Consider the following 10,336-nt stretch of genomic DNA (forward strand, 5'->3'; position numbering starts at 1 on the left):
AAGATGATTAGAAATCCAATTTTACCGGGTTTTAATCCGGATCCCTGCATCTGCAGAAAGGGAGATGATTACTATATCGCAGTATCGACATTTGAATGGTTTCCGGGAATCCCGATCTATCATTCCAGAGATATGAAAAACTGGGAGCTTTATACACATGTGCTGACAGACGACAGTAATCCTGATCTGAAGAAGCTGCCGTCCGCTAAGGGAATATGGGCACCATGCCTGACCTACTGCGAGCAGGAGGATCTGTTCTATGTGATCTACGGTGTGATGAATTCGATGAATGCACGTTACTTTGATGTGGATAATTTCCTGATCACGGCAAAGGATATTAAGGGACCGTGGAGTGAGCCGGTTTATTTGCATTCCTCCGGCTTTGATGCATCGATCCTTCACGATGATGACGGCAGAAAATATATTGTTTCTCTGGACTGGGAGACAAGAGAGGGCTATGAGAAGCCGGGCGTGATCGCACTTTCCGAGTATGATCCGGAGAAAAAGGAGATCATCGGCTATCCGAAGCGCATCTGGCGTGGAGGCACAGACCGTGGCTGCATCGAGGCACCGCATCTTACCAAACGGAACGGCTATTATTATATTATGTGTGCCGAGGGTGGTACAGGCTATAACCATTGTGTGACGATGGGGCGTTCCCAAAACGTATGGGGACCGTATGAGGGAGATCCGAAGAATCCGATCGTAACCTCCAATCCGGTGGTATCCAATGAAAGACACGATCCGGATCATCTGAAACCGAAATATTTCAACCCGGATGTCGTGCTGCAAAAGGCGGGACACGGAAGCTATGTCGAGACACAGCTTGGTGAGATATATCTGGTGCATCTGTGCTCAAGACCATTCCGACCGGAGCTTCGCTGCACACTGGGACGTGAGACGGCGATCCAGAAAATGGAGTGGACGCCGGACGGCTGGCTGCGTATGGCGGACGGCACCAATATCGCAAAGGAATACTGCGAGGAGAGTGCACTGCCGGAATACAAGGTACCGCAGATCCCTGATTTTGATGACTTTGACGACGAGGAGCTTGGCAATTTCTATTATGCACCGCGTATCATGCCACAGAGCTTTGCCGATATTCATGCACGAAAAGGGTATGTCCGATTAAGGGGACAGGAGTCAAGAACCTCCCTGAATAAGGTGAGCATTCTTGCAAGAAAGCTGACAAGCGTTTATGCGACGATCACGACCAAAATGGAATTTGTGCCGGAGGTGCATCAGCATTCCGCAGGACTGATCCTGTACTATGATAATATGAATTATATCAACCTGCGCAAATATTACAGCGAGACGCTCGGACAGAGTGCCATCTCCATTATAGCATTGGAAAACGGGGTGAAGACAGAGTTTGTTAATACCCGTACCGGCGTAGAGGATGTACCGATCTATTTCCGCCTTGAAATTAACGGAAAACATTCACAGTTTTACTGGGGATATGATGGCTCCCATTACGAAAAGATCGGCATTCCGTTTGACACGACAAAGTTCTCCGATGAGTATTGCAAATACGGAGAATTCACGGGAACAATGGTCGGCATTACCTGTGCGGACCGCGTAAAACACAAGCATTATGCGGACTTTGATTTCTTTGAATATTGTGCCAAAGAAGACAAAGCGGTGGAATAGAAAATGAAAGGGAGCTCTTCTTGATTTTTTTTGATATTTATAAGATAATTATGCTACGGGTGAGAACGGAAATGGGAGGACAAGGGAATGAACACATCCGAATTGGTGTCCAAAAGTATGGACATTATCGTGCATTATTATCAAAATGATATTCAGCCCTTTGTGGACGTTATGCATGAGGAAATTGACTGGTACGGACCGTGCGAGGGGCAGGTTATTCATTCTAAAAAGCTGCTCACGCAGACATTTGCGCAGGAGGATAATCCGCTGACCTTTGAGACGATTGATATGAAATCATCGCTTCTGTGGAAGGAGCGGGACACCTGTGAGATCCTTGTGACCTTCCTGGTGGATACCTTTTATCCGGACAATAAAGTGATCCGCTGTGACCAGAGGATCCTGTTAAACTGGAAGGAGGTCCGGCAGACGGCTGAAGACGGGCATTACAGCGTTGAGCCGAAGATCCGAACCTGCTTTATTGCGAATGCGATCCCGATGGATGGCAGAGACGTGATCTATCCCGTACATTTTACGGATATGCCGGTCGCAAAGATGTTTAGCATAACGACTGCTGTAAAGCATCTGATGATCCGGGGCAGGGACAACAGTCTTTTATATCTGGCGGACAATGAGGTGCTTCATGTGAAGAGTATGGGACATTACACCGAGATTTACTGTGTGAATAATATCTATGAAAGCTCGGAGGGAATCTCTGCGATACAGGAGAAATACCCGGATGTCTTCCTGCGCATCCACAAGAGTCATCTGATCAATCCGGCGTTTGTGCAGTCGGTCAAAAGGTATGAGGCAGTGATGACGGATGGCAGCAGTGTGCCGATCTCCACGAGAAAGTATGCGGCGATCCGCAGGCAGATTACCGACCAAAAATAAAAATATTATAAAGTTTACAAAAGTCGATCTCAAAGAACTTGACTTAAAGTGAACTTTAAGTGTTATACTTGCGTTGTTGGGTGAAACAACGCAAGTTTTTTTACAACCGGTTTCCGGTAGAAATAAATGAGAAAACAAGGAGGAAAGAACATGTATTTAGAGCAGATCAATGGACCTGAGGACGTGAAGAAGTTATCCGGAGAGCAGCTGACACAGCTCGCAGATGAGATGAGACAGGCTCTTTTAAAACGAGCAAGTATCCATGGCGGTCATTTCGGGCCGAATTTCGGAATGGTGGAAGCAACGATTGCACTTCATTACGTGTTTGAATCACCAAAGGATAAGATTGTATTTGATGTGTCCCATCAGACATATCCACATAAAATGCTGACCGGCAGAAAGGATGCGTATCTGTATGAAGAGCATTACGATGATGTGACCGGCTACAGCAGTCCGCAGGAAAGTGAGCATGACCACTTTACGGTAGGTCATACGTCTACCTCTGTCAGTCTGGCATGCGGCATGGCAAAGGGACGTGACCTTAACGGCGGAACAGGCAATGTGATCGCTGTGATCGGAGACGGTTCTCTCAGTGGAGGTGAGGCATTAGAGGGACTGGATTTTGCTGCAGAGCTTGAGAGCAATCTGATCATTGTTGTCAATGATAATGATATGTCCATTGCTGAAAATCATGGAGGCTTATACAGCAATCTGAAGCTTTTGCGCGACACAAAGGGACAGGCAGAATGCAATCTGTTCCGCGCAATGGGACTGGATTATGTGTACGTTGATGAGGGCAACAATGTGCAGGCGCTGATCGAGGCATTTCAGAGTGTAAAGGACAGCGACAAGCCGGTTGTCGTTCATATCAAAACTCTCAAAGGAAAGGGCTATGCGCCGGCAGAGCAGAACAAAGAGGCATGGCATTACAATGCACCATTTAATATTGAGACCGGAGAGGCGCTCGATCAGCCGCAGGGCGAGGATTATTCCGATATTACGGCTGAATTTCTGCTTGATAAGATGAAGAAGGATCCGGCTGTTGTTGCGATCACCTCTGCAACACCGACCGTTTTAGGCTTTACCAAGGACAAGCGTGATCTGGCAGGCAAGCAGTTTGTCGATGTGGGAATCGCTGAGGAGACAGCCGTTGCACTTGCATCCGGAATTGCCGCAAACGGTGGAAAGCCGGTCTGGGGTGTATACAGCACCTTCGTACAGAGAACCTATGATCAGATCGCACAGGATCTTTGCATTAACAATAATGCCGCAACGATCGTAACCTTCTGGGGAACCGTTTACGGAATGAACGATGTGACACATCTCGGTCTGTATGATATTCCGATGATGGCAAATATTCCAAACCTTGTTTATCTGGCACCAACCACCAAGGAAGAGTATCTGGCGATGCTTGACTGGAGTCTGGAGCAGAATGAGCATCCGGTAGCGATCCGTCTTCCGGGCGGTCCTGTTGTGTCTGACGGACAGAAGGTAACAAAGGATTTCTCTGACCTGAATAAATATGAGATCACCCAGAAGGGACAGAAGGTGGCAGTCATCGGTCTTGGTACCTTTTATTCTCTGGGACAAAGCGTTGCAAAGGAACTTGAGGAAAAGACAGGCACAAGGGCAACCGTGATCAATCCATATTATATTACCGGTATTGATCAGGACATGTTAGAGAATCTTAAGAAGGATCATGATGTTGTGATCACGCTGGAGGACGGCATCCTGGATGGAGGCTTCGGTGAGAAGATTGCACGTTTCTACGGAGACTCCGATATGAAGGTATTAAACTACGGATTGAAGAAGGAATTTTTAGACCGTTATGACGCTGCTGAAGTTGTGAAGGAGAACCGGCTGACTAGGGAGCAGATTACAGAGGACGTTATGAATCTTGTGTAACTCACGGGAACATACAAAAGGAAATGAATTGCTACAAATCCTTTGTGATCTCAAAGAAAGCCACTGCACTGGCAGCAGCCACATTGAGGGAATCGACACCGTGGGACATTGGGATCATCACAGTGTGGTCACAGGCATCAATTGTCTCCTGCGAAAGACCTTCCCCCTCGGTTCCGAGGACGATGGCAAGCTTCGAAGCATTTGCAAGCGTGGGATCCGTAATGGACAGAGACTGATCCTTGAGTGCCATGGCAATCGTGATAAAACCAAGCTCCTGAAGCTGTTTTATATATGATCCGGCGGATGCGTTGTCTTGCTCTGTGGCAGAGGATGGACCGGATGGCAGATAGGTCCACGGAATCTGAAAAACAGTTCCCATACTCACGCGGGCGGCACGGCGGTAAAACGGATCACTGCAGGCAGGTGTCAGAAGGACTGCATCCATGTGGAGTGCTGCAGCCGATCGGATAATAGCGCCGACATTCGTGGGATTTACAACGTCCTCCAGAATGGCGATTCGTCTGGCATTCCGGCAGAGCCCTTCGACGGATCTTAAAGCAGGACGGCGCATTGCACAGAGCGCACCTCTTGTGAGAGCAAAGCCGGTCAGCTTTGTTAATATCTCATAGGGCGCTGTGTAAACCGGAATATCCGGACATCGGGATATGATACCGGCAAGCTTGGTGTCCGGATGCTTTGTTTCAGCGAGAAGAGAGATCGGTTCACATCCCATATTCAGCGCACGCTCGATCACTTTGGGACTTTCGGCGATAAAAATACCGCCATTTGGTTCATAATAATGTAAAAGCTGTGATTCGGAGCAGCGTGCGTATATATCAAGCTCCGGAGCCTGAAAATCAGTAATTGGGATAATCTCTGCCATGGGAACCTCCTGTTAGTGGAATTATAAATGCACAATACAATGTAACATACAAGTTCTATTCTGTCTATGATACGCTTGTTTTCTGTTTATATATTATAAAAAGCAAAATTTATTCTAAATATAATGTTTCGTCCATATCTGGTTGTAAGCGACCAGATGTTTTTGATTTGTAATGATAGGATATTGACAAAAAAACATCATAAGAGTATAGTGGTGATAGAAAAATGATAAAATACCATCATAGAGATTAGGGGATACAATTTGGACATTACAATTACAGATATTGAAAAGTACCTTGAAGAAGTAAAAGCAGCGATCAATGCGGGCTGTTATCGAATAGAGATGAATGATAACAGGAAAGACAATCAGGATTTGTTTTTAGATTATATTATTAGCGAGGAAAAGAGAAAACAAATACTTTTGAGTCTTGAAGCTACAGATTTCTCAGAGATTAGACATAATACTCATAGAGGGTATGAGCATGAACTGTTATATGTATTTGGCAAAAATGTTAATTTGTTGCGTAGATTTTTGCCCGGAGAAGAACAGGTATCACTGTATATAAAGTTTAATAAATTAGAATCAAGGTATGTAATTGTAATTTCATTTCACAAGCAGAAGTATCCAATAAAGTATATGTTTAAATAGACAATTGAAAAATAGAAGGAGGACAATAAAATGGTAAAGGAGAAAAAGTTTGATTTTTGTACTTCATGCAGAAAAGAAACATCATACAAAATAATTAAGAAAACTGTACAAAAAGTAATTAAGGACAAATCTTATGAATTTAAAATTGCTGTTGCAGTATGTGATGAATGTGGAAAGGAGATGGATATTCCAGGTCTTTTCGATTTGAATATAAAATCTATTGACGAACAATATAGACAGGCTGAAGGATTGATCAGTATTGATGATATTCAGAAAATTATGGATATTTATAATATAGGGAAAGCACCTTTATCGATTGCACTGGGGTTTGGTGAAATAACAATTACCAGATATTTGTCAGGACAGATGCCTTCCAAAAAGTATTCTGATATTATTAAGAAAGCGTTGTCGTCACCTAATTATATGATAAAACTTTTGAATGATAATGCTGAGAAGATGGGAGAAACTGCGTATCAGAAAGCTATAAAGGCGGCTGAAGAAATAGCAGGGTTATTTTGTGTTTCAGATAAAATGTTATTAACAATATCATATATATTTGAACAAATGAGGGAAGTTACTCCATTGGCGCTTCAAAAGATTCTTTATTTTATACAGGGGATTTATATGGTTTTATTTGGCAAACCTTTGTATAAAGAGGACTGCATGGCTTGGATTCACGGTCCGGTTTATGAGGAAGTATATGATTTGTTTAGAAACTTCAAATATAATCCGATCGAAGATGAAAGATTTGCAATCTTTAAAGATAGATTTGAAGAATTGGATGAACACGAAAAAATGGTCATTGATTTGGTGATTAACACATTTGGAAAATATAGTGGTAAAGTATTAGAAGATATCACACATGAAGAAAATCCTTGGAAGAATGCCCGGATGGGATATGAAGCCTCAGAACCTTCTAGAGAAATAATCAGCAAAGATGAAATTAAAAATTATTTTGAAAGTGTTGCTGATAAATATGGTGTCGATACAGAAGAAAAATTAAATTGCTATATTCAAAGCTATATGAAATGATGTTATGGAGATAAAATCTTGAGAGTAGGTCATCTTCAAAGAATATAGCCTATAAAATGCTCCGTCAGTGTTGCTGATGGGGCGTTTTCTGTTTTTATTGACAACATAGCCAACTTTATATAAAATTGAGACAGGGTGTATCACATGGAGGATTGTTTTATGAGCCGGTTACAGAAGAAGGAAAGTCTTAAAGAAGCGAGGAGAAGGTTGATCATAGACACGGCTTTTCGAATTTTTGTGGAACAGAAGATCGAGCCGGTCAGCATGGGAGAGATTGCAAGTGCCGCAGGAATAGGGCGGGCTACATTATTTCGTTATTATGCGAATAAGCTCGAGCTGGTGGTTGCTGTCTGTGCTGCCAAGTGGAAGGAGTATCTGGATGAGCTGGATGCAAAGCGTCCATTGTCATCGATCGGAGATATTCCGGCGATCGACCGTTTTACCTTTACACTGGACAGCTATATTGACATGTACCGGTATCACAAAGACCTGTTGCAGTATAATGACAATTTCAATCATTATGTCACGCATGAAGGCGTAAGAGAGGAGCAGCTGGAGGAATTTCATGCATCGCTCTATTCGGTCGATACGAGACTGGAATGGATGTATGAGAAAGCTAAGGAGGATCATACGTTCCGCACGGATATTCCGAGAGAGGAATTTTTTCGTGTGACCGTGCATACGATGATGACGGCATGTGCCTATTATGCGGGCGGTTTTATCTGGGGATCAGAGGACAACAAGGATTATACTTCGGAGTTACTCAGGATCAAGGAAATGATCTTAAATTATGCAAAAACCTCTGAGTGACAGAGAGGAAGTCAATGTTTGTTGTGTGTGCCGACGAGGGAAATAAGTGATGCATGACACAATGTACCCTCGGAATCTTCTAAACGAAGATACCGGGAGTACATCGCAAGGAAAAGGAGGAAGATATGAAACAAAGAAAACGAGGAATAAGGCGGATGTTTGCCGGAGCCATGGCGGCTCTTATGGTGCTGTCAGCGGTGAATGTGAGCGGCTGGGACGTGATGAATGCGAAGGCGGAGGAGACTACAACGGAAAAAGCTCCACAAACCTTATGCATAATGGATGATAACTCGAAATTTAGATATATTATTTTGAACGGGGAACTTCAAGATGATGAAGTTTCCGATAATGCGAATACGTTATACGCGGGAACAAATTGGTATTATGATAGTGCGAAGAATCAGCTTGTACTCCAAAATGCGTCTGTTCAAGATATTACTGTTGAAGGTGGTGATCTTACCGTTTTGTTATCCGGGGGAAATACCTTGAGTGGAGAGATTAAGTTTAATGTAGATGGTGGAAGTAATACACTGGAAATAAACGGTGGCAATGATAATGGAAGTCTGATCGGAAATGGTGAGATTACTGTTGGAGTTAACTCTGAACAGACAAACAATCTGAAGATTACGGGAGCAACAACAGAAACTGTCGATATCGAATGTAATGGTGATTTGACAATAGAGAAAAGTCATATTGTTGCCTGCGTTGATAAATTTCAATCAGTACTTTCGGGTAATACAGTAAGTATAACGGATAGTTATGTTAAAGCTAAGAGTACCGAGGATATGGCGAGTTCAATTTCATCAAAGAATGGAATTACTATATTAGGCAGTCAGATTCTGGCGGAAACTGGTAAAGTATTTGGAGAAAATGATGTAATACAAAATGTTAATAGTAGCAACTCTGTTATCACAAAGAAATGGAAAGACTATGAGACGGGTGTTGATGTAACGAAAACATCTGTATATGGTAAAGCCACTTTAAAAGAAGATTTAACGATTGCAAGTGGGGAAAGCATTGAATTTGAGAGTGGTGCGAGCATTACCAATCCGGAGAAACTCACTTTGGAAGATGGTGCGAGTCTCTTGGTGGATGGAGCAGAGCATGCACATAACACAGACGGTGATGTTACATACACTTGGAAAGATGACAAGGAACATATAAAAAATGTGGCATGCAAGGACTGTCCGATCGGATATGTGACGAAGAAAACAGAAACTCACAGCATCGGCGAGAATGGTTTCTGTGCATGTAATAATGTATATCAGCCGGCAAATCTCACCACAGACAAGTATGATATAGATGAGGACGGTAGCAAGGATGCGGTTTACGAGATCAGTAATGCAGGTCAGCTTTATTGGTTTGCCGGGCTTGTAAATGGTACACTTTCGGGCGTGACGCAGAATACATCAGCCAATGCAGTTCTGACAAAAGATATTGTTGTGAATAAAAATGTTCTGAAGCCAGATGGAACTTTGAATGACGGAACATTTAAGGAATGGGCACCGATTGCTACTAGCGCAAGTCCATACACTGGTATATTTGAAGGGCAAAACCACACAATCAGTGGAGTGTATTTCAATCAAGAGGATAGTTATGATGTAGGATTGTTCGGTCGTAACAATGGTAAGATTGCCAATGCAGGTATTTTGGATTCTTATTTCTATGGTACCAGCAAGGTAGGAGGCGTGTGTGGAAATAATTATACCGGAACTATCACAAACTGTTATAATACCGGCAGCGTCAGTGGTTTCGGAACTCTAGGAGGCGTGAGCGGATATAATTATACCGGAAGAATCACAAACTGTTATAATACCGGAAACGTCAGTGGTAGTAGCGGTTTTGTAGGAGGCGTGAGCGGAGATAATAGTAAAGGAACTATCATCAACAGTTATAATGCCGGCAGCGTCAGTGGCTTAGAATATGTAGGAGGCGTGAGCGGAGATAATGATACCGGAAGCATCACAGACTGCTATAATATCGGTAGCGTCAGTGGTAGTGAAGGTAATGTGGGAGGTGTGAACGGAAATAATAATGGAGGAACCATCACAAATAGTTATAATGCCGGTAGCGTCAGTGGTATAGAACGTTATGTAGGAGGCGTGAACGGATGGAATAATGGAACTATCACAAACTGCTATAATGTCGGTAGTGTTAGTGGTAGTGGATATGTAGGAGGCGTGAACGGATGGAATAACGGAACCATCACAAACTGTTATTATGACAGCACCATTTATACTGGAAATGCGATAGGCAATGATAAGGGAACAACCAAAAAAGTCGAAGGCAAAACGATAGATGAGTTTAAGACCGGTGAAATTGCTTATCTCCTGTCACAGGGCTGCACAATCGATGAAGTGACTTATGATGGCACAATCTGGGGACAGACCATCGGAAAAGACACTTATCCGACTTTAGGTGGATCTAAAGTTTACAAGAATGCTACCTATAAAGGATGCGAGGGCAAAACTGGGGATGCAGTGTCCTATGAATATTCCAATACAGAGAAGAATACCT

Annotated in this window: 8 protein-coding genes; 7 read left to right on the plus strand and 1 reads right to left on the minus strand. The window is 43.2% G+C overall.

The window, feature by feature from the left end:
- Positions 1–3: 3 nt before the first annotated feature.
- From ACZLMD_RS07250 to ACZLMD_RS07260, 3 genes are all read left to right on the plus strand, one after another.
- Positions 4–1,650: a glycoside hydrolase family 43 protein gene (locus tag ACZLMD_RS07250; RefSeq protein ID WP_489495446.1), complete on the plus strand. Its 1,647-nt coding sequence runs from the start codon at positions 4–6 to the stop codon at positions 1,648–1,650.
- 87 nt (positions 1,651–1,737) lie between these two features.
- Complete coding sequence (locus ACZLMD_RS07255) at positions 1,738–2,541, plus strand: LytTR family DNA-binding domain-containing protein (RefSeq protein WP_489495447.1); 804 nt, start codon at positions 1,738–1,740, stop codon at positions 2,539–2,541.
- 150 nt (positions 2,542–2,691) lie between these two features.
- Positions 2,692–4,446 carry a 1-deoxy-D-xylulose-5-phosphate synthase gene (locus ACZLMD_RS07260; RefSeq protein ID WP_489495448.1) on the plus strand — a complete coding sequence of 585 codons (1,755 nt, stop codon included), beginning with the start codon at positions 2,692–2,694 and terminating at the stop codon, positions 4,444–4,446.
- 31 nt (positions 4,447–4,477) lie between these two features.
- Here the strand turns inward: ACZLMD_RS07260 and ACZLMD_RS07265 are convergent, their stop codons facing one another.
- Positions 4,478–5,329 carry a TrmH family RNA methyltransferase gene (locus tag ACZLMD_RS07265; protein WP_484106849.1) on the minus strand — a complete coding sequence of 284 codons (852 nt, stop codon included), beginning with the start codon at positions 5,327–5,329 and terminating at the stop codon, positions 4,478–4,480.
- A gap of 261 nt (positions 5,330–5,590) precedes the next feature.
- Between ACZLMD_RS07265 and ACZLMD_RS07270 the strand changes: the two genes are divergently transcribed.
- From ACZLMD_RS07270 to ACZLMD_RS07285, 4 genes are all read left to right on the plus strand, one after another.
- Positions 5,591–5,977 carry a hypothetical protein gene (locus ACZLMD_RS07270; protein ID WP_118560157.1) on the plus strand — a complete coding sequence of 129 codons (387 nt, stop codon included), beginning with the start codon at positions 5,591–5,593 and terminating at the stop codon, positions 5,975–5,977.
- Between the two features lie 30 nt (positions 5,978–6,007).
- Positions 6,008–7,009 carry a type II toxin-antitoxin system antitoxin SocA domain-containing protein gene (locus tag ACZLMD_RS07275; RefSeq protein ID WP_484106850.1) on the plus strand — a complete coding sequence of 334 codons (1,002 nt, stop codon included), beginning with the start codon at positions 6,008–6,010 and terminating at the stop codon, positions 7,007–7,009.
- A 159-nt stretch (positions 7,010–7,168) separates the two neighbouring features.
- Positions 7,169–7,819, plus strand: a complete 651-nt coding sequence (locus ACZLMD_RS07280) for a TetR/AcrR family transcriptional regulator (RefSeq protein WP_489495449.1) — start codon at positions 7,169–7,171, stop codon at positions 7,817–7,819.
- A gap of 125 nt (positions 7,820–7,944) precedes the next feature.
- The coding region (locus ACZLMD_RS07285) for a GLUG motif-containing protein (protein WP_489495450.1) at positions 7,945–10,336 on the plus strand (2,392 nt) is incomplete at its 3' end.

The organism is Jutongia sp., from assembly GCF_057878315.1.

Excerpts from the sequence above, each read along its gene's own strand:
- ACZLMD_RS07250 (WP_489495446.1), top strand. The coding sequence starts at position 4 with ATGATTAGAAATCCAATTTTACCGGGTTTTAATCCGGATCCCTGCATC.
- ACZLMD_RS07255 (WP_489495447.1), top strand. The coding sequence starts at position 1,738 with ATGAACACATCCGAATTGGTGTCCAAAAGTATGGACATTATCGTGCAT.
- ACZLMD_RS07260 (WP_489495448.1), top strand. The coding sequence starts at position 2,692 with ATGTATTTAGAGCAGATCAATGGACCTGAGGACGTGAAGAAGTTATCC.
- ACZLMD_RS07265 (WP_484106849.1), bottom strand. The coding sequence starts at position 5,329 with ATGGCAGAGATTATCCCAATTACTGATTTTCAGGCTCCGGAGCTTGAT.
- ACZLMD_RS07275 (WP_484106850.1), top strand. The coding sequence starts at position 6,008 with ATGGTAAAGGAGAAAAAGTTTGATTTTTGTACTTCATGCAGAAAAGAA.
- ACZLMD_RS07280 (WP_489495449.1), top strand. The coding sequence starts at position 7,169 with ATGAGCCGGTTACAGAAGAAGGAAAGTCTTAAAGAAGCGAGGAGAAGG.